16 protein-coding genes and 1 pseudogene are annotated in these 18,671 nt (G+C 64.4%); 10 read left to right on the top strand and 7 right to left on the bottom strand.

The window, feature by feature from the left end; all coding sequences use genetic code 11:
- Positions 1-109: pseudogene (locus PH586_RS23265) on the top strand (formyltetrahydrofolate deformylase); the annotation flags it as partial.
- A gap of 147 nt (positions 110-256) precedes the next feature.
- Positions 257-1,456, top strand: coding sequence for a formaldehyde dehydrogenase, glutathione-independent (gene fdhA / locus PH586_RS23260; RefSeq protein ID WP_271350182.1), 1,200 nt, complete (start codon positions 257-259; stop codon positions 1,454-1,456).
- An 876-nt stretch (positions 1,457-2,332) separates the two neighbouring features.
- On the opposite strand, the gene PH586_RS23255 is transcribed toward fdhA, so the two are convergent.
- From PH586_RS23255 to choX, 5 genes are all read right to left on the bottom strand, one after another.
- The gene (locus tag PH586_RS23255) at positions 2,333-3,520 is read right to left on the bottom strand and encodes a gamma-butyrobetaine dioxygenase (protein ID WP_271350181.1); all 1,188 of its coding nucleotides are present in this window, start codon (positions 3,518-3,520) and stop codon (positions 2,333-2,335) included.
- A gap of 71 nt (positions 3,521-3,591) precedes the next feature.
- Complete coding sequence (locus PH586_RS23250; protein ID WP_408637050.1) at positions 3,592-4,065, bottom strand: thioesterase family protein; 474 nt, start codon at positions 4,063-4,065, stop codon at positions 3,592-3,594.
- Positions 4,066-4,257: 192 nt separating this feature from the next.
- The gene (locus PH586_RS23245; RefSeq protein ID WP_271350180.1) at positions 4,258-5,223 is read right to left on the bottom strand and encodes an L-carnitine dehydrogenase; all 966 of its coding nucleotides are present in this window, start codon (positions 5,221-5,223) and stop codon (positions 4,258-4,260) included.
- A gap of 92 nt (positions 5,224-5,315) precedes the next feature.
- The gene (locus PH586_RS23240) at positions 5,316-6,203 is read right to left on the bottom strand and encodes a BKACE family enzyme (RefSeq protein WP_271350179.1); all 888 of its coding nucleotides are present in this window, start codon (positions 6,201-6,203) and stop codon (positions 5,316-5,318) included.
- Positions 6,204-6,300: 97 nt separating this feature from the next.
- Positions 6,301-7,239, bottom strand: a complete 939-nt coding sequence (choX, locus tag PH586_RS23235; RefSeq protein ID WP_271350178.1) for a choline ABC transporter substrate-binding protein — start codon at positions 7,237-7,239, stop codon at positions 6,301-6,303.
- Positions 7,240-7,462: 223 nt separating this feature from the next.
- Here choX and PH586_RS23230 point away from each other — a divergent pair, with 223 nt between their 5' ends.
- From PH586_RS23230 to PH586_RS23195, 8 genes are all read left to right on the top strand, one after another.
- Positions 7,463-8,419 carry a GlxA family transcriptional regulator gene (locus PH586_RS23230; RefSeq protein WP_271350177.1) on the top strand — a complete coding sequence of 319 codons (957 nt, stop codon included), beginning with the start codon at positions 7,463-7,465 and terminating at the stop codon, positions 8,417-8,419.
- A gap of 183 nt (positions 8,420-8,602) precedes the next feature.
- Positions 8,603-9,580 carry a dipeptidase gene (locus PH586_RS23225; protein WP_271350176.1) on the top strand — a complete coding sequence of 326 codons (978 nt, stop codon included), beginning with the start codon at positions 8,603-8,605 and terminating at the stop codon, positions 9,578-9,580.
- Between the two features lie 114 nt (positions 9,581-9,694).
- Entirely contained in the window at positions 9,695-10,225 is a 531-nt protein-coding gene (locus PH586_RS23220) for a 4-vinyl reductase (protein WP_271350175.1), read from the top strand.
- Between the two features lie 15 nt (positions 10,226-10,240).
- The gene (dgcA, locus tag PH586_RS23215) at positions 10,241-12,301 is read left to right on the top strand and encodes a dimethylglycine demethylation protein DgcA (RefSeq protein WP_271350174.1); all 2,061 of its coding nucleotides are present in this window, start codon (positions 10,241-10,243) and stop codon (positions 12,299-12,301) included.
- 150 nt (positions 12,302-12,451) lie between these two features.
- Entirely contained in the window at positions 12,452-14,413 is a 1,962-nt protein-coding gene (gene dgcB / locus PH586_RS23210) for a dimethylglycine demethylation protein DgcB (RefSeq protein WP_271350183.1), read from the top strand.
- Entirely contained in the window at positions 14,413-15,636 is a 1,224-nt protein-coding gene (etfA, locus tag PH586_RS23205; protein WP_271350172.1) for an electron transfer flavoprotein subunit alpha, read from the top strand. The genes dgcB and etfA overlap by 1 nt, the downstream gene beginning before the upstream one ends.
- Positions 15,626-16,405: an electron transfer flavoprotein subunit beta gene (gene etfB, locus PH586_RS23200; RefSeq protein WP_271350171.1), complete on the top strand. Its 780-nt coding sequence runs from the start codon at positions 15,626-15,628 to the stop codon at positions 16,403-16,405. The genes etfA and etfB overlap by 11 nt, the downstream gene beginning before the upstream one ends.
- 105 nt (positions 16,406-16,510) lie before the next feature.
- A complete protein-coding gene (locus PH586_RS23195) occupies positions 16,511-16,756 on the top strand; it encodes a hypothetical protein (RefSeq protein ID WP_271350170.1) in 246 nt (81 codons plus the stop codon).
- Between the two features lie 124 nt (positions 16,757-16,880).
- On the opposite strand, the gene gbdR is transcribed toward PH586_RS23195, so the two are convergent.
- Together gbdR and PH586_RS23185 are read right to left on the bottom strand one after the other, a co-directional pair.
- The gene (gbdR, locus tag PH586_RS23190) at positions 16,881-17,984 is read right to left on the bottom strand and encodes a choline metabolism transcriptional regulator GbdR (protein ID WP_271350169.1); all 1,104 of its coding nucleotides are present in this window, start codon (positions 17,982-17,984) and stop codon (positions 16,881-16,883) included.
- Between the two features lie 468 nt (positions 17,985-18,452).
- The coding region (locus tag PH586_RS23185) for an L-serine ammonia-lyase, iron-sulfur-dependent, subunit alpha (RefSeq protein WP_271350168.1) at positions 18,453-18,671 on the bottom strand (219 nt) is incomplete at its 5' end.

The raw sequence follows: 18,671 nt of genomic DNA, 5'->3' as shown, positions 1-18,671 counted from the left end.
CGCCAAGGGCCGCGACATCGAGTGCCAGACCCTGGCCAAGGCCATCGGCTACCACCTCGAGCGGCGGGTGTTCCTCAACGCCAACCGCACCGTGGTGCTGCACGCTTAACCCGTACCAACGCGCCGGTGAGGACTGTCCCGCACTGCCTCTATCGCGGACCTCACCGGTCCCAGCAACACATCGTAAAGCTCCAGTGCAAGGCCGCGTGGCCGTTGGCCGCGCCTTTGTATCCACAACAACAAAGGAGAACATCCAATGTCCGGTAATCGTGGCGTCGTCTACCTCGGCGCAGGCAAGGTCGAAGTACAAAAGATCGACTATCCAAAAATGCAGGATCCGCGCGGCAAGAAGATCGATCACGCGGTCATCCTGAAAGTTGTCTCCACCAACATCTGCGGTTCCGACCAGCACATGGTGCGCGGCCGTACCACCGCCCAAACCGGGCTGGTCCTGGGCCACGAGATCACCGGCGAGGTGATCGAGAAAGGTCGCGACGTCGAGAACCTGCAGATCGGCGACCTGGTCTCGGTGCCGTTCAACGTGGCCTGCGGCCGCTGCCGTAGCTGCAAGGAACAACACACCGGCGTCTGCCTGTCGGTCAACCCGGCACGTCCCGGCGGCGCCTACGGTTACGTCGACATGGGCGACTGGACCGGTGGCCAGGCCGAATACGCCATGGTGCCTTATGCCGACTTCAACCTGCTCAAGCTGCCGGACCGCGACAAGGCGATGGAGAAGATCCGCGACCTGACCTGCCTGTCCGACATCCTGCCGACCGGTTACCACGGCGCAGTCACCGCTGGCGTCGGCCCGGGTAGCACGGTGTATATCGCCGGTGCCGGTCCGGTCGGCCTGGCCGCTGCCGCCTCCGCACGCCTGCTCGGCGCTGCCGTGGTCATCGTCGGCGACGTCAACCCGGTGCGTCTGGTGCATGCCAAGGCCCAGGGCTTCGAGATCGCCGACCTGTCGCTGGACACCCCGCTGCACGAACAGATTGCCGCCTTGCTCGGCGAGCCTGAAGTCGATTGCGCCATCGATGCGGTGGGCTTCGAAGCCCGCGGTCATGGCCACGACGGGGTGCAGCACGAGGCTCCGGCCACCGTGCTCAACTCGTTGATGGGCGTGGTTCGGGTCGCCGGCAAGATCGGTATTCCCGGCCTGTACGTCACCGAAGATCCAGGTGCAGTCGATGCCGCGGCTAAGAAGGGCGCACTGAGCATCCGCTTCGGCCTCGGCTGGGCCAAGTCGCACAGCTTCCACACTGGTCAGACCCCGGTGATGAAGTACAACCGCCAGCTGATGCAGGCAATCATGTGGGACCGGATCAATATCGCCGACGTGGTCGGCGTACAGGTCATCACCCTGGATCAGGCACCCAACGGCTACCACGAGTTCGATGCCGGCGTGCCGAAAAAATTCGTCATCGACCCGCACAAGATGTTCAGCGCCGCTTAAGTCAAATGCCTAACCTGGGCCGCTCCCGCGTGTGGGCGGCTCCAGTCTTGCGGGAGCCTTTGGGCTCCCTTTTTTTATGCCGCTGCGCCGGCCATCCGCCGGACAACCGCAGCGAGCCAGGCCCGCCACCTGCTCACCGCCTCCCGCCCACATGCTCCCCGCTACCTGCCGCGCAGATGTTACCGCCGCCCGACCGAGGTAACGAAAACGGGTAGTACGGCAACACAACTAGCAACAAAGCAGCCACGCCCCCACGACGCATATTTGCATGTGATTGATATATATGACTATTTTAAAACTGGCACGAGCCATGCATTCTATTAGCGCACAAAAACAAGAATGCAGAACACCGATACGTCTCGACGCTGACACAACAAAAACAACAGCACAGGCGAGCCGCAAACAGATTTTTTTGGAGAGGGTTGTTGTTCGGGGTCAACCCCGTGACCAGGCCAATAACAATAAAACTACCTCAAGGTAGCTGATTGGTAGGTTGGATCACTTAGTGACGATGGCAGTACCAGGGTCCAAAAAAATACGTTTGCCTTGATCCCCGATGGGATCAGACCAACGATTTGGAACGATAAAAACAACAACAGATCGTTCAACAAGAAAAACAAAGCACGCAACGACACTTTGAAGGGGAGCTTAGGCTCCCCTTCGTGCTTTGCGTGATTGGTCTTTTCCTCGCCCCGAGCCTGCCTTGCGGGCGCAGGCCCTCCTCGTACCGCGCAACTGCACAGACCGCCGAGCCGCCATGCCGATAGGGCCGGCCGTGCGCTACGCCGTCAGCGAGTCGTGCGCATCGTCAAAAGCCTCGCGCGCGGCCACGATGGCGGCCGCTCGACCATGGACTCGCCGGCCCGGCCACGCCGCCTAGCGTTGCAGCACATGAATGCGCGAGAGCAGCTCATCGCGATCCACATAGCAGCCCTGGAAGTGCCGGGCGCCGCTGGTCGGGTCGAACTCGCTGCGTGCATGCAGGGTCCGCCGGTTGTCGAAGCACCACAGCTGCCCGGCCTGCAGCCGGCGCTGCACGCGGAAACGCGGCTCGCGGGTGATGGCGATAAAGCGCCGGTAGGCGCGATACAGCGCCGGCATGCGCTCGGCCGGGGCGTCGAAGGGCCCGCGCAGGAAGTTGGCCATGCGCACCTCGCTGACCAGTCCCTGGGCATCCAGGGCGATGATCGGTGCCAGGCAGCGGTAATCGCTGGTGCGACTCTTGTTGCGGAACTCCACTGGCGTCGTGCAGAGGACATGGAACAGCTCGGGCGCCTCCTGGTGCAGCGCCGCGGCGATGGCGAAGCCATCGACGAAGATGCTCTCGCCGCCCAGGGCATCGTTGACCAGGCAATGCAAAAACTGCAGACCCGGCTGTAGCTCGCGGGTCGGCAGGTCGGTGTGCAGCGGCAGGTTGAAGGCCGTGTAGGCATTGCTGTCGGCATCGGCCTTGGATTGCACGTCGAACAGCACGCCGAAGTTGCTCTCGCGGATAAAGGAGATGCGCCGGGCGAGCTGTTGCAGCGCCCCCGACGTGGTCGGCACAGCAACGACCTGGGTGAGGCCGAGATCGCGCACCGCCAGCAGCCACTGCAGCAGGGCGCTGTCGTCCTCGAGCAGCGTCTGGTAGTCGAACTGCGGCAGCTGCTCGGCCAGCTCGGCGCCCCACAACCGGGGTTGCGCACGCTGCGCACGACGCTCCGCCCGCGAGGCCTCGTCGTAGGCATGGGCGCGCAGCCAGCCGGGATGGAAGCGGCTGCGGTGACCATCCTGCCAGTCGATCAGCAGATGGCCTTGCTCGTCGATACGGGTGCGCTGCGGACTGAGTTCCGCCGCCACGTCGACGACTTCCAGCAGCTGCTCGCGGGTCACACTGTAAACGCACTGGCTGCAGGCGCAGTTGTCACGCAGCCACTGATGGTGGAACGGGCTGACTCGAGCGTCGCTCCACGTGATATCCAGGCTGTCGCTGCTGGCACTCAGGCCGGCAAGGTCGGCACTGATCGGGTAACTGCGCCAATCGGCGATGGGCGCCGCTTCGAGGGAAGGGTCTACAGCGTTCATGGCGATCTCCTGGCGGGATGCTTGAGCTATTGTTGTTGTTCACGCTATGGGTGTCAGGCTCGACCGCGGCTCTATGCCCTGGCCGGCGGCAAGCCAATCACCCGGCCAACGCACGCAGGAGCCGGCAGGTCACGGTGGGCCTCGCCCAGCGCCAGCACCCGCGCCAGCACCTGCTCGTCGAACGGCGCCGAACGCGCACTGGCGCTGTCGATGTTCATCAGCATCTGCTCGCTCTCGGCCAAGGCGCTATCGGCTCCCGGCAGATACAGGCCATGGTGGATGTGCAGACGCTTGTTGTCGTGCGCCAGCAGCTGGGTGCGCACCTCCACCTCGGCACCGAGCTTGACCTCGGCCAGGTAGTTGAGATGGCACTCCAGGGTGTACAGGGTGTGACCGCTGCGGGCCCGGCCGGCTTCGTCGAGGCCGAGGTGATCCATCAGCGCGTCGGTGGCATAGCTGAAGATCAGCAGGTAGAAGGCGTCGCGCAGGTGGCCGTTGTAGTCCACCCACTCGGGCAGGATGGCGGTGCGGTAGGTAGTGAGCATGATGGGGATGATCCTCAGCGTTGTACGAAACCCGTAGGGCGGACTCAGGAGCGTAGCGAACAGTCCGCCAGCGAGCAGCGTACTGCTGCATGAACGGGCTGTTGTAGGAGCGGGCCATGCCCGCGATTGAATTTTTCGCGAGCATGGAACTAGGCGCTCCCCCCACTCCTACGGATTCTGCGTAACGCCCGCTTATTCGGTGAAGGCGAAGCCGTGCTTGGCCTTGGTTGCCTTGATCGCCTCCATCACCGCCATCAGGCAGTCATCACGATAGCGCTCCAGCTCGGCGATGCTGCGCTCACCTTGTTGCTCCGTAGTGCCTTCCACCACGCTGTCGATCAGGCCGTCTGTCAGCTCCGGCGCCTCCAGGTAGGTCCAGGGCAGCTTCAGCGCCGGGCCGAACTGAGCCATGAAGTGACGCATGCCGGCATCGCCGCCGGCCAGAGTGTAGGTCAGGAAGCTGCCCATGAACGACCAGCGCAGGCCGGCGCCGAAGCGGATCGCATCGTCGATCTCGCCGGTGGTGGCCACGCCGTCATTGACCAGGTGCAGCGACTCTCGCCACAGCGCCTCGAGCAGGCGGTCGGCAATAAACCCCGGTACTTCCTTGCGCACGTGCAGCGGGCGCATGCCCAGCGCGGTATACACCTGAATGGCGGCCTGGACTGCTTCCGGCGCGGTCTGCTGGCCGCCGACCACCTCCACCAGCGGCAGCAGGTACACCGGGTTGAACGGGTGACCGACCATACAGCGCTCGGGGTGCACGGCGTCGGCGTAGAAGTCGCTGGGCAGCAGGCCCGAGGTGCTCGAACCGATCAGCACGTTGGGCCGCGCCGCGGCGCTGATCTTGGCATGCAGGTCGAGCTTCAGCTCCAGACGCTCGGGAGCGCTTTCCTGGATGAAATCGGCGTTCTGCACACACTCTTCGATGCTGTCGACGAAGCGCAGGCGCTCGGGCGAAGCACCGGGCACCAGGCCCTGCTGCTGGAGCGCCGGCCAGGCGTTGGCGATGCGTGTGCGCAATGCCGCTTCGGCGCCTGGCGCGGGGTCCCAGGCCACGACATCGAGGCCATGGGCCAGGGCGCGAGCGATCCAGCCGGCGCCGATCACGCCGGTGCCGAGGGCGGCGAAAGTTTTCAGTTCGGTGACAAAGGCCATGATGGCTCCTGCTGGGTGGCCCGGATGCTATCCGGGCGGGTCATTCGATCTGTCCCGGATCGCATCCGGGATACAGAGCAGTGTGGGGCGGCTCAGCCGCGTGGCTTGAGGCCCATCTTGGCCCGGCCTTCGGCCGGGGTCAGAGCCCTGCCGCCGAGGCGCTGGATGATTTCGACGACGCGCTCGACCAGGCTGCCGTTGCTGGCCGGTACGCCCTTGTCCAGCCAGATGTTGTCTTCCAGGCCGACCCGCACGTGACCACCGAGCAGCATGGCCTGGGCGGCCATCGGCATCTGCAGGCGACCGATGCCGAAGCCGGCCCAGGTGGCGCCCGCCGGCAGGTTGTCGGCCATGGCCTTCATGGTGGTGGTGTCGGCCGGAGCGCCCCAGGGGATGCCCAGGCAGATCTGGAAGATCGGATCGTCCAGCAGGCCTTCCTTCATCATCTGCTTGGCGAACCACAGGTGGCCGGTGTCGAAGATCTCCAGCTCGGCCTTCACCCCCAGCTCGGTGATGCGCTTGGCACCGGCACGCAGCTGCGCCGGGGTGGCGACGTAGATGTAGTCACCATCGCCGAAATTCAGGGTGCCGCAGTCCAGGGTGCAGATCTCCGGGCGCAGCTCTTCGATATGCGCCAGGCGGGTCAACGGGCCGACCAGGTCGGAGCCGAGACCGAACTCCATCGGCTGCTCGCCCGGGCCGATCTCCAGATCACCGCCCATACCGGCGGTAAGGTTGATGATCACATCGGTGTCGCTCTCGCGGATGCGCTCGACCACCTCGCGGTACAGCTCGATATCGCGGCTGCCCTTGCCGGTCTTGGGGTCGCGAACGTGGCAGTGGGCCACGGTGGCGCCGGCCTTCGCCGCCTCGATGGCGGCGTCGGCGATTTGCTTGGGGGTTACCGGAATGGCCGGATGGCGGCCAACGGTGTCGCCGGCGCCGGTAACTGCACAGGTGACAATGACTTCGTAGTTCATGGAGTTTCCATCCTTATTCGAGGCGAATGGGTGCCGGGCGCCCAAGAGGGCGCGCGGCACAGCGATTGATCAGGGAATCTGTGGGACAGGGCCCGTCTTACTTGAGCGCGGCCTGCACGGCGGCGGCGCCATCCTTGCCATCGAAGGTGGTCACCCCAGCCAGGAACTTGCTCAGTTCTTGCGGGTTTTCCTGCAGCCACTTGCGCGCGACGTCCTTGGCCTCTTCACGGTCCATGATCGGCGCCATCAACTGGCTCTCCTGGGCAGCGGTGAAGCTCAGGTTGTTGAGCAGGCGGTCGACGTTGGGGCAGCGCTGGGCATAGTCCGGGGCGGTGACGGTCCAGACGGTGGCCAGGCCTTCATCGGCGCCGAATACACCCTCACTGCCAGTCAGGTAGGTAACGTCCATCTTGATGTTCATCGGGTGCGGCTTCCAGCCGAAGAACACCACTGGCTTCTTGTTCCGCGCCGCACGGCTGACGGCGGCGAGCATGGCCGACTCGCTCGACTCGATCAGCTCGAAGCCACCGAGGCCGAACTGGTTGCTGTCGATCATCTTCTTGATCGTGGTGTTGGCGCCGGTACCCGGATCGATGCCATAGATCTTGCCGTCCAGTTGATCCCTGAATTTGGCGATATCGGCGTAGGTCTTCAGGCCCGCCTCGGCGGTATAGCTGGGCACGGCCAGGCTGGAGATGCCATCGGCGAGACCCGGTTCACCGAGCACCCTGACCGTTTTCTTGGCGAGAAACGGCTCGATGTTGTCGTCCATCAACGGCTTCCAATAACCCAGGAAGAAGTCGAGTTGGTCACGCTGGATGCCGGAAAAGACGATCTGCTGTGAGGCTTGGGTCTGGGTGGTTGCATAGCCCAGGCCTTCAAGCAGGGTACTGGCCACGGCGGTAGTGGCGACCACGTCGGTCCAGCCCACCATGCCGATGCGGGCCTTCTGGCAACTGGCCTGTTCGGCGGCCAATAGCGACGAACTGAACAGACCGAGCAAACAGCAACCGGCGATTACCTTGAAACTTTTCATCAATGCGCCCTCGTATGGCGTTAGGGTTTTACTTGTAGTTTTCCCGGAGCGCTGAGCCCCGTCCCGTACTCAGGCCTGAGTGCGCCCGATGGGGTCACATTACGCAGCACTAGGGGCTAGATAACGCACCAAAGCGACCAGCTGTTGAACTGTAACGACCTTCTTGCTTGCACTGAGGCGGTGTCTGCCGTTAAGTAACTATCTGCCTTCGCGAAACCCAGCCATGCCCCAGACCCTGTGCTTTCTCCTGCTGCCCGGCTTTTCCATGATGGGCCTGATGTCGGCTATCGAGCCCTTGCGCGTGGCCAATCGCTTTCGCGGCGAACTCTATCGCTGGCGCCTGCTCAGCCTGGATGGCAACGCGGTGCAGGGCAGCAACGGCATGTCGCTCAACGTCGACACCGCCCTGGAGCTACCGACGGCCGGCGACAGCCTGTTCGTGATCGCCGGCTTCGAGCCGCTGGCCAGCTTCGACCACCGCCTGGCCCAGTGGCTGCACCGCGCCGAGCGTGAAGGCGCGACGCTCGGCGGCATCGACACCGGCAGCTTCGTCCTGGCCGAGGCCGGCTTGTTCGCCGGACAGCGCCTGACCCTGCACTGGGAAGCCATCGAGGCCTTTCAGGAGCGCTATCCGCGCCTGAGCGTGACCCAGGAACTGTTCGAAATCGACGGCCGGCGCATCACCAGCGCCGGCGGCACCGCCAGCCTCGACCTGATGCTGACCCTGATCGGCCGCGACCACGGTGAAGAGCTGGCCCTGGCGGTGTCCGAACAGTTCGTGCTGGGGCGCATCCGTTCGCGCCAGGATCATCAGCGCATGCAGATCGCCAGCCGCTATGACGTGCACAACAAGAAGCTGGTGCAGGTCATCGGCGAAATGCAGCGCCACAGCGAACAGCCGCTCGGCTCCCAGCAACTCGCCGACCTGATCAAGGTCACCCCGCGCCAGCTGGAACGCCTGTTCCGCCAGCACCTGAACGAGACCCCGTCCAACTTCTACCTGACCCTGCGCCTGGACAAGGCCCGCCAACTGCTGCGCCAGACCGACCTGAGCGTGCTGGAAGTCGGCCTGGCCTGCGGCTTCGAGTCCGCCTCGTACTTCTCGCGCTGCTACCGCGCCCGCTTCGCCACCTGCCCCAGCCAGGATCGTCACGAGCATCCGGCTGCCTCACTGGCGTAGGGAGGGCTAAAGCCCGCACGATAAAAGCGGCCTGGCCGACGGCTTATCCGTTCGCGACCTGGTATTGACGCTTTCGGCAATACCCCAGTCGTTTTTGCACCGGGTCACCCTGCGTCCCAGGGATATGCTCCCCACAAAGCGCCAACACCGGGTTTGGCGACAGCAGACAAAGGGGACAGCCTGATGAGCCCAGCAGCAGTGCACGCCGACAGCATCGTTATCGATGGCCTGATCATCGCCAAGTGGAACCGCGAATTGTTCGAAGACATGCGCAAGGGCGGCCTGACCGCGGCCAATTGCACGGTCTCGGTCTGGGAAGGTTTCCAGGCCACAGTCAACAACATCGCCGCCAGTCAGAAGCTGATCCGTGACAACAGCGACCTGGTGATCCCGGTGCGCACCACCGCCGACATCCACGCGGCCAAGGCCCAGGGCAAGACCGGCATCCTCTTCGGCTTCCAGAATGCCCATGCGTTCGAGGATCAGATCGGCTACGTCGAGGTGTTCAAGCAGCTCGGCGTGGGCATCGTGCAGATGTGCTACAACACCCAGAACCTGGTCGGCACCGGCTGCTACGAGCGTGACGGCGGCCTGTCCGGCTTCGGTCGCGAGATCGTCGCCGAGATGAACCGCGTCGGCATCATGTGCGACCTGTCCCACGTCGGCAGCAAGACATCCGAGGAAGTCATCCTCGAATCGAAGAAAGCCGTGTGCTACTCGCACTGCCTGCCGTCCGGCCTGAAAGAACACCCACGCAACAAGTCCGACGAAGAACTGAAGTTCATCGCCGACCACGGCGGCTTTGTCGGCGTGACCATGTTCGCCCCCTTCCTGGCCAAGGGCATCGACTCGACCATCGACGACTACGCCGAAGCCATCGAGTACACCATGAACATCGTTGGCGAAGATGCCATCGGCATCGGCACCGACTTCACCCAGGGCCATGGCCAGGACTTCTTCGAATACCTGACCCACGACAAGGGCTACGCCCGCCGCCTGACCAGCTTCGGCAAGATCGTCAACCCGCTGGGCATCCGCACTGTCGGCGAGTTCCCCAACCTCACCGAAACCTTGCTCAAGCGCGGCCATTCCGAGCGCGTAGTGCGCAAGATCATGGGCGAGAACTGGGTACGCGTGCTCAAGGACGTCTGGGGCGAATGATGAATACCTGCGGCGCACGGCACTAGCGACGCCACAGGCATTCAGCACACTTTTTTAATTGAGCAGAGCGCAAGGCGCCCTGCCAAAAACCACCGAATTCTGGAGTTTGCACACATGGCCACCCACGCCCCCGAAATGCCCATCGTAGTCGACAGCGAAACCGGCGTCTGGACCACCGACGCCCTGCCGATGCTTTATGTACCGCGGCATTTCTTCGTCAACAACCACATCGGCATCGAGGAAGTGCTGGGCGCCGATGCCTATGCCGAGATCCTCTACAAGGCCGGCTACAAGTCCGCCTGGCACTGGTGCGAGAAGGAAGCCGAGTGCCACGGTCTGGTCGGTGTCGACGTGTTCGAGCATTACATGAAGCGCCTGTCGCAACGCGGCTGGGGGCTGTTCAAGACCCTGGCGATCGACCTCGACAAGGGCACCTGCGAGGTGCGCCTGGATCACTCTGCCTTCGTCTATGTCTACGGCCAGTGCGGGCGTATGGTCGACTACATGTTTACTGGCTGGTTCGCCGGCGCCATGGATCAAATCCTGGCCGCCCAGGGCAGCCCCATCCGCACGGTGGCCGAACAGGTCTACGGTGCTTCGCAGGAAGGCCACGACCACGGCCTGTTCATCGTCAAGCCGTTGTAAGCGGAGCGTATCGCCATGGCCTTTGAAGCAATGTTCCAACCGATCCAGATCGGTAAACTCACCATCCGTAACCGTATCGTGTCCACCGCGCACGCCGAGGTCATGGCCACCGACGGCGGCATGACCACCGAGCGTTACGTCAAGTACTACGAAGAGAAGGCCAAGGGCGGCGTCGGCCTGGCCATCTGCGGCGGCTCCTCGGTGGTCTCCATCGACAGCCCACATGGCTGGTGGAGCTCGGTGAACCTGTCCACCGACCGGATCATCCCGCACTTCCAGAACCTGGCCGATGCCATGCACAAGCATGGCGCCAAGATCATGATCCAGATTACCCACATGGGTCGTCGCTCGCGCTGGGATGGCTTCGACTGGCCGACCCTGATGTCGCCGTCCGGCATCCGCGAACCGGTGCACCGCGCCACCTGCAAGACCATCGAACCGGAAGAAATGTGGCGCGTCATCGGTGACTTCGCCAAGGCGGCGGCCCGGGCCAAAGCCGGCGGCCTGGACGGCGTCGAGCTGTCGGCCGTGCACCAGCACATGATCGACCAGTTCTGGTCGCCACGGGTCAACAAGCGTACCGACGAATGGGGCGGGACCTTCGAGGGCCGCATGAAATTCGGCCTGGAAGTGCTCAAGGCCGTGCGCAAGGAAGTCGGTGACGACTTCTGCGTGGGCCTGCGTATCTCCGGCGACGAGTTCCACCCGGACGGTTTGTCCCACGAGGACATGAAGCAGATCGCCAAGTACTACGATGACACCGGCCTGCTCGACTTCATCGGCGTGGTCGGTTCTGGCGCCGATACCCACAACACCCTGGCCAACGTCATCCCCAACATGAGCTTCCCGCCTGAGCCGTTCCTGCACCTGGCGGCCGGCATCAAGGAAGTGGTCAAGGTCCCGGTGCTGCACGCGCAGAACATCAAGGACCCGAACCAGGCCACCCGTATTCTCGAGGGCGGCTACGTCGACATGGTCGGCATGACCCGCGCCTTCATCGCCGACCCGCACCTGATCGCCAAGGTCAAGATGGGCCAGGTCGACCAGATCAAGCAGTGCGTCGGCGCCAACTACTGCATCGACCGCCAGTACCAGGGCCTGGACGTGCTGTGCATCCAGAACGCCGCGACCTCGCGTGAATACATGGGCTTGCCGCACATCATCGAGAAGACCACCGGCGTCAAGCGCAAGGTGGTGGTGGTCGGCGGCGGTCCAGCCGGGATGGAGGCGGCTCGCGTCGCCGCCGAGCGTGGCCACGACGTCACCCTGTTCGAAAAGAAGGACCAGCTTGGCGGGCAGATCACCACGGCCTCCAAGGCGCCACAGCGTGACCAGATCGCCGGCATCACCCGCTGGTACCAACTGGAACTGGCGCGGCTGAAAATCGACCTGCGCCTGAACACCGGCGCCGATGCCGAGAGCATCTTGGACCTGCGTCCGGATGTGGTAGTGCTGGCCAATGGCGGTCATCCGTTCCTCGAGCAGAATGAGCACTGGGGCGCGGCCGAAGGCCTGGTGGTGAGCAGCTGGGACGTGCTCGACGGCAAGGTCGCACCGGGCAAGAACGTGCTGGTGTACGACACCATCTGTGAGTTCACCGGCATGTCGGTGGCAGACTTCATCGCCGACAAGGGCAGTCAGGTCGAGATCGTCACCGACGACATCAAGCCGGGTGTCGGCATGGGCGGCACCTCGTTCCCGACGGCCTACCGCAGCATGTACCCGAAGGGCGTGATCATGACCAGCGACATGATGCTGGAAAAGGTCTATCGCGAGGGCGACAAGCTGGTGGCGTTGCTGGAGAACGAATACACCGGCGCCCAGGAAGAACGCGTCATCGACCAGGTGGTGGTGGAGAACGGCGTACGCCCGGACGAAACTATCTACTACGCCCTCAAGGAAGGTTCGCGCAACAAGGGTCAGATCGACGTCGAAGCGCTGTTCGCGATCAAGCCGCAGCCTTGCCTGGCCGAAACCGGCGATGGCTATCTGCTGTTCCGCATCGGCGACTGCGTGGCCCAACGCAACACCCACGCGGCGATCTACGACGCGCTGCGGTTGTGCAAGGACTTCTAAAGCAGCAGCTGGAATCTGGGGTGGCCGCGCAGCGCTGCCACCCCGGGTTCACCAGACAGGTCAAGGTAGTGCCTGACGCATCGATGGTGGGTTACGCCTGCGGCTAACCCACCCTACATGGTTATACGGTCCCTCCAAGGAGACCAGATGATGTTGAACACCCTACTCCCCATTCTGCTGTTCGCCGCACTCGGCCTGGCCGTAATCGGCGCCGGCAAGCGCTTTCTGATGTGGCGCCGCGGGCGGCCGGCCAAGGTCGACTGGCTCGGCGGCCTGCTGGCCATGCCACGCCGCTACCTGGTGGATTTGCACCATGTGGTCGAGCGCGACAAGTACATGTCCAAGACCCACGTGGCCACCGCCGGTGGTTTCGTCCTGGCTGCCGGCCTGGCGATTCTGGTGCACGGCTTCGGCCTGCACAGCCGGATCCTCGGCTACGCCCTGCTGGGCGCCTGCGTGCTGATGTTCGTCGGTGCACTGTTCGTCGCCAAGCGCCGCCTCGACCCGCCCGCGCGGCTGTCGAAAGGCCCATGGATGCGCCTGCCGAAAAGCCTGCTGATGTTCGCCGTGAGCTTCTTCATCGCCACCCTGCCGGTGGCCGGCATCCTCCCGGAAGGTTTCGGCGGCTGGATGCTCGCCGTGCTTCTCGCCGTCGGCGTGGCCTGGGGCGTATCCGAGCTGTTCTTCGGCATGACCTGGGGAGGGCCGATGAAGCACGCCTTCGCCGGTGCCCTGCACCTGGCCTGGCACCGCCGCAGCGAACGCTTCGGCGGCGGCCGCTCGACGGGCCTCAAGGCGCTGAACCTGGACGATCGCACCGCTCCGCTCGGGGTGGAAAAACCCCGCGATTTCACCTGGAACCAGCTGCTCGGCTTCGACGCCTGCGTGCAGTGCGGCAAGTGCGAGGCGGTGTGCCCGGCCTTCGCCGCCGGCCAGCCGCTCAATCCGAAGAAGCTGATTCAGGACATGGTGGTCGGCCTGGCCGGCGGCACTGACGCCAAGTTCGCCGGTTCGCCCTACCCTGGCCAAGCCATTGGCGAACACAGCGGTGCTCCGCACCTGCCGATCGTCAACCTCAACGGCAAGGCGCTGGTCGATGCAGAAACCCTGTGGTCGTGCACCACCTGCCGCGCCTGCGTCGAGGAATGCCCAATGATGATCGAGCACGTCGACGCCATCGTCGACATGCGCCGTCACCTGACCCTGGAAAAAGGCGCGACGCCGAACAAGGGCGCCGAAGTCCTGGATAACCTGATCGCCACCGACAACCCCGGCGGCTTCGCCCCCGGCGGCCGCTTGAACTGGGCCGCGGACCTCAACCTGCCACTGATGAGCGAGAAGAAGTCGGTCGACGTGTTGTTCTGGGTTGGCGACGGCGCCTTCGACATGCGCAACCAGCGCACCCTACGCGCCTTCGTCAAGGTGCTGAAGGCGGCCAACGTCGACTTTGCCGTGCTCGGCCTGGAAGAGCGCGACAGCGGCGACGTGGCCCGACGTCTGGGCGATGAGGCGACCTTCCAGACCCTGGCCAAACGCAATATCGCCAGCATGAGCCAGTACCAGTTCAACAAGATCGTCAGCTGCGACCCGCACAGTTTCCACGTCCTGAAAAACGAATACGGCGAACTGGGCGGCCACTATCAGGTACTGCACCACAGCACCTATATGGACGAGCTGATCAGTGCCGACAAACTCAATCTCGGTCAGCACAAGGGCGGCAGCGTCACCTATCACGACCCCTGCTACCTGGGCCGTTACAACGGCGAATACGAGGCCCCGCGCGCGGTGCTCAAGGCCATTGGCATCGAGGTCAGGGAGATGGAACGTTCCGGCTTCCGCTCGCGCTGCTGCGGCGGTGGTGGCGGCGCGCCGATCACCGACATCCCCGGCAAGCAGCGAATTCCCGACATGCGCATGGTCGATATCCAGGAGACCGGCGCCGAGCTGGTCGCCGTGGGCTGCCCACAGTGCACCGCGATGCTCGAAGGCGTGGTCGAACCACGGCCACAGATCAAAGACATCGCCGAACTGGTGGCAGACGTATTGCTCGAGGCGCCCGCACCGGCAAAAAAGCCCGTGCCGACCAAGCCTGAAGCCCTGGAGGTGCACTGATGAGCGACATCATCCGCCGCGACCCGCGGGCCGAATGGATCGCCCGTAACCGCCTGCATCCGCTGCACGCGGCCATGCAGACGGCTCAGACAAGCTGGATGGGGCCTAACGGCATCGTCCGCAAGAATCCCCATGTGGTCGGTTTCATCGGCCCCAACGGGCTCAAACGCATCGACCGCAGCGGCGCCCAGCAGGGCGGCAGCGGCAAGCGCGCAACCGCCAGTGCCGTGGTGCAACTGCCGCTGCATGTGATCGAGCAGCCGGCGTTTTATATCGCCGTGGTGCCGGACATGATCGGCGGCCGCCTGAGCAGCCACGACAAGGACCTGCTCGGCCTGGCCAACAAGCTGGCTGGCAGCGATGGCGCCGTGGTCGCGGTGGTGTTTGGCGAGCACAAGGAAACCGCCTTCGACACGGCCGGCGTCGACCGCCTGCTGCAGATCGAGGGCGAACTGTTTGAAGGCTATGCACCCGAGCAACGGGTGCTGGCCCTCAGTGCAGTGGAAAGTCAGTTGGCACCGCGCCACTGGCTGCTGCCAGACAGCCGCACCGGTGGCGGCGAACTCGGCCGCCGGCTGGCCGCCAAGCTCGGTGAGCGTCCGGCCACGCGGGTCTGGCAGGTCGCCGAGGGCCAGTGCATCGGCCGCGCCGGAGCAGGCCGCGAAGACCTGGTGCGCAGCGCGCCGCGGCTGATCCTGGCCGCCGTCGAATGCGCCGAGCCGGTCAGCGACACTCGTCATGAAGTGCGGCAGGTCGAACTGCTCGACCAGATCGCGCGCAACCTGCCACGCATCGAAGACCTCGGCGCCGTGGCAGTCGACCCGGCCTTGATCCCCATGGCCGAAGCCGAGTTCATCCTCTCCGGCGGTAATGGGGTCAAGGACTGGACGCAGTTCCACCAAGCCGCGGCCGCCCTCGGCGCCACCGAAGGCGCCTCACGGGTGGCGGTCGACGACGGTTTCATGCCGCGCAACCGCCAGGTCGGTGCCACCGGCACCTGGGTCACCGCACGGGTCTACATGGCCGTGGGTATCTCCGGCGCGATCCAGCACCTGCAAGGCATCGGTGCCTGCGACAAGGTGATCGCGATCAACCTGGACCCGGGCTGCGACATGATCAAACGGGCCGACCTCTCGGTAATCGGCGATTCGGCGGCGATCCTCGCCGCGCTGATCGAGCGGGTTACCGCCTATCGCCAAGGAGGCGCACGCGATGCTGCCTGACAACCTGAACATCATCACCCTGGTCTCCATCGGTGCTCACCCGACCTCCGGCCGCGCGCGCCGCGCCGAGCAGGACGCGCGTGCGGTAGAGCTGGGCCTGCGCCTGGCCGGCGACAAACTGCAGGTACTCCACGCTGGCAACCCGGCAGACGAAGCCCTGCGGGCCTACCTGGGCATGGGCCTGAGCGAGCTGACCGTACTCGAGCAACCCAGCCACGGTGATGCGCTGCCGTTACTCAACAGCTACCTCAAGGATGCCGGCGCGCAACTGGTGCTCACCGGCAGCCAGGCGGAAACCGGCGAAGGCTCGGGCATGCTGCCATTTCTCCTGGCCGAACAACTGGGCTGGCCGCTGGTGGTCGGCCTGGCCGAAGTGGAGAAGATCGAAAACGGCATGGCCCAGGTGCTCCAAGCCCTGCCCCGCGGCCAACGCCGCCGGCTGAAGGTACGCCTGCCGTTTATTGCCTGCGTCGACAACGCCGCGCCGACCGCGCGCCAGAGTGCCTTCGGCCCGGCCCGGCGTGGCCAGCTGCAGGCTTGCGAGGTGGCCGTCGTCGACGATAGCCTGCTGGTCGACGCCCACTTTCAACCGGCCCGGCCGCGACCGAAGCGGCTCAAGGTGATCAAGGCCAAGACCGGTGCCGAACGGATGAAAGCGGCCACCGCCAAGGCCGCCGGCGGTGGCGGCCAGGTGCTCAAGGACGTCTCGCCGCAAGCTGGCGCCGAGGCCATTTTCAAGTTACTGGTCGAGGAAGGCATGCTGCGGTAAACCATTGCCGCCGTTACCCGGAGTCCCCAGGATGGGGTCGCGCCGCGCAGGATGAGCGCAGCGCGACCCACGCCCAACCGAGCCAGTGCCACCGAGGATTGAACCATGATGCATGCCGACCTGATCGACCAAGAGGATTTTCGCGAGCGCCTGGTCGCCCTGGGCTTTCCGATTCCGCCAGGCGCCAGTGCCGAGCAAGCCTGCGAACAGGCCGTCAGTGGCCTGAGCCCGGAGCGGGCGCTGGTCTTGCGCCGGCTGATCGAGGAGCTGCTGGGCGGCAGCGCCACCCTGCTGCCGGCCGTGCGCGAGGCCATCTCGCGCACCCTGCTGCCGGCGCTGGTGCCGCGTTAGGCCAAGGTGCAGGCATGAAAAAGGGGCGCATCGAGCGCCCCTTTTGCTTGCCGGTAATGCGTGATTAGAGAAACCGCGCTGGGCACACAGGTCGCTGAGACCTCCTCCTGCCCAGCACCTCCCGCTACAACCGCACGCTGGCGAAGGTCGACTCGCCCTGGGCACGGGTCAGTGCCTCCATGGCGCTGGACGAAGAAGGCCGCATCAGGTCTTCCGGCAGCGGCAACAGGGCCACCACATTGCCCGAGCGCTGCCCGGAGCGCTCGTCGCGCGGCGGGATGCCGAAGTATTCGCGGTAGCACTTGGAGAAGTGCGGGGTGGAGACGAAGCCGCAGACCGACGCCACTTCGATGATCGACATCGAAGTCTGCTTGAGCAGCTGGCGCGCACGGATCAGCCGCAGCTTGAGGTAGTAGCGCGACGGCGAGCAGTGCAGGTATTTCTGAAACAGGCGCTCGAGCTGGCGACGGGAGACGTCGACATAGAGCGCCAACTGGTCGAGATCGATCGGCTCTTCCAGGTTGGCCTCCATCAGCGCGACTATTTCCTGCAGCTTTGGCTGATTGGTGCCGAGCATGTGCTTGAGCGGCACGCGCTGGTGATCCTGCTCATTGCGGATGCGCTCGTAGATGAACATCTCGGAGATGCCGGCCGCCAACTCGCGGCCATGCTCACGGCCGATCAGGTGCAGCATCATGTCCATCGGCGCGGTGCCGCCGGACGAGGTATTACGGTTACGGTCGATGGAGAACAGCCGGGTGGTCACGGCCGCACGCGGAAAGGCTTCCTGCATGGCGGCAAGAAACTCCCAATGCACGCTGCAGTCGTGGCCATCGAGCAGGCCGGCCTTGGCCAGGGCCCAGCTACCGGTGCACACCGCACCCAGTTGCTTGCCATGACGCGCCTGCACCTGCAGCCAGTGCAGGTGCTCGCGGGTAACGCTGTGCTGGATATCCACGCCGCCGCAGACGATCACCGCATCCAGCGCCGGTGCAGTGCCCATGCCGGTGTCCGGGGTGATCTGCAGGCCATCGCTGGCGCGCACCGGCAAGCCACTCTGGGTCAGGGTATGCCAGCGGTACAGCTCCTTGCCGGAGAGCTGGTTGGCCATGCGCAGGGGCTCGACTGCCGAAGCCAGAGCAATCAGGGTGAAGTTATCCAGCAGAAGAAAACCGATGGACTGGGGCACACTGTTCTGGGGCTGAGCCCCTGGAGTGAACTGCGACATAAATCAAACCCTCACGCAAAGCAAAGCACGGTGTTGAGCCTTCAATCATAGTGAGGCTCTATCTTTGTCATTCTGGTAAACGGCAGCCCCAGACCGGCTCGATTAACTACGCAAAGGTCGTGCCTAAATTGCTTGGCCGTTCAATATAAATAAGGGGATTTATCCAAGGCCCGTGCCACAGGGCTTTTGCAGGAGCGACAGAAGTATTCTGTTTACGACCTAGACAACCCGCGGGACGGGGCTCTTGAGCATTTCGGTAGCACTTGCCGAAACCCTCGGTATCACCCCGTTACGCGTGGGAATAGCCGCAGTAACCAGGCCGTAACAGAGCACGTGACCGAGTGGTCACGGCGGTCAGGTCACGCGCCCAGACGGGCGCGCACCAAAAGCTGGCAGGCGCCCCTGACCGGGGCGCAAATGCTGCGCACATGACCCGCATTGAGGACGGTTCAGGCGCAGTGCCGCCTCTCAACACTCGATCGCGCTGACGGCCAGGCCACCGCGGGAGGTTTCCTTGTACTTGTCGTGCATATCGGCGCCGGTGTCACGCATGGTACGGATCACCCGGTCGAGCGAGATGAAGTGCTGGCCGTCGCCGCGCAAGGCCATCTGCGCGGCATTGATCGCCTTCACTGCGGCGATCGCATTGCGCTCGATGCAGGGCACCTGGACCAGCCCGCCAACCGG

This window comes from Pseudomonas aestuarii (assembly GCF_027988105.1).
GTDB lineage: Bacteria > Pseudomonadota > Gammaproteobacteria > Pseudomonadales > Pseudomonadaceae > Aquipseudomonas > Aquipseudomonas aestuarii.
This window is presented reverse-complemented; position numbering and strand designations above follow the sequence as displayed.

Excerpts from the sequence above, each read along its gene's own strand:
- fdhA (WP_271350182.1), top strand. The coding sequence starts at position 257 with ATGTCCGGTAATCGTGGCGTCGTCTACCTCGGCGCAGGCAAGGTCGAA.
- PH586_RS23255 (WP_271350181.1), bottom strand. The coding sequence starts at position 3,520 with ATGAACGCTGTAGACCCTTCCCTCGAAGCGGCGCCCATCGCCGATTGG.
- PH586_RS23250 (WP_408637050.1), bottom strand. The coding sequence starts at position 4,065 with ATGCTCACTACCTACCGCACCGCCATCCTGCCCGAGTGGGTGGACTAC.
- PH586_RS23245 (WP_271350180.1), bottom strand. The coding sequence starts at position 5,223 with ATGGCCTTTGTCACCGAACTGAAAACTTTCGCCGCCCTCGGCACCGGC.
- PH586_RS23240 (WP_271350179.1), bottom strand. The coding sequence starts at position 6,203 with ATGAACTACGAAGTCATTGTCACCTGTGCAGTTACCGGCGCCGGCGAC.
- choX (WP_271350178.1), bottom strand. The coding sequence starts at position 7,239 with ATGAAAAGTTTCAAGGTAATCGCCGGTTGCTGTTTGCTCGGTCTGTTC.
- PH586_RS23230 (WP_271350177.1), top strand. The coding sequence starts at position 7,463 with ATGCCCCAGACCCTGTGCTTTCTCCTGCTGCCCGGCTTTTCCATGATG.
- PH586_RS23225 (WP_271350176.1), top strand. The coding sequence starts at position 8,603 with ATGAGCCCAGCAGCAGTGCACGCCGACAGCATCGTTATCGATGGCCTG.
- PH586_RS23220 (WP_271350175.1), top strand. The coding sequence starts at position 9,695 with ATGGCCACCCACGCCCCCGAAATGCCCATCGTAGTCGACAGCGAAACC.
- dgcA (WP_271350174.1), top strand. The coding sequence starts at position 10,241 with ATGGCCTTTGAAGCAATGTTCCAACCGATCCAGATCGGTAAACTCACC.
- dgcB (WP_271350183.1), top strand. The coding sequence starts at position 12,452 with ATGTTGAACACCCTACTCCCCATTCTGCTGTTCGCCGCACTCGGCCTG.
- etfA (WP_271350172.1), top strand. The coding sequence starts at position 14,413 with ATGAGCGACATCATCCGCCGCGACCCGCGGGCCGAATGGATCGCCCGT.
- etfB (WP_271350171.1), top strand. The coding sequence starts at position 15,626 with ATGCTGCCTGACAACCTGAACATCATCACCCTGGTCTCCATCGGTGCT.
- PH586_RS23195 (WP_271350170.1), top strand. The coding sequence starts at position 16,511 with ATGATGCATGCCGACCTGATCGACCAAGAGGATTTTCGCGAGCGCCTG.
- gbdR (WP_271350169.1), bottom strand. The coding sequence starts at position 17,984 with ATGTCGCAGTTCACTCCAGGGGCTCAGCCCCAGAACAGTGTGCCCCAG.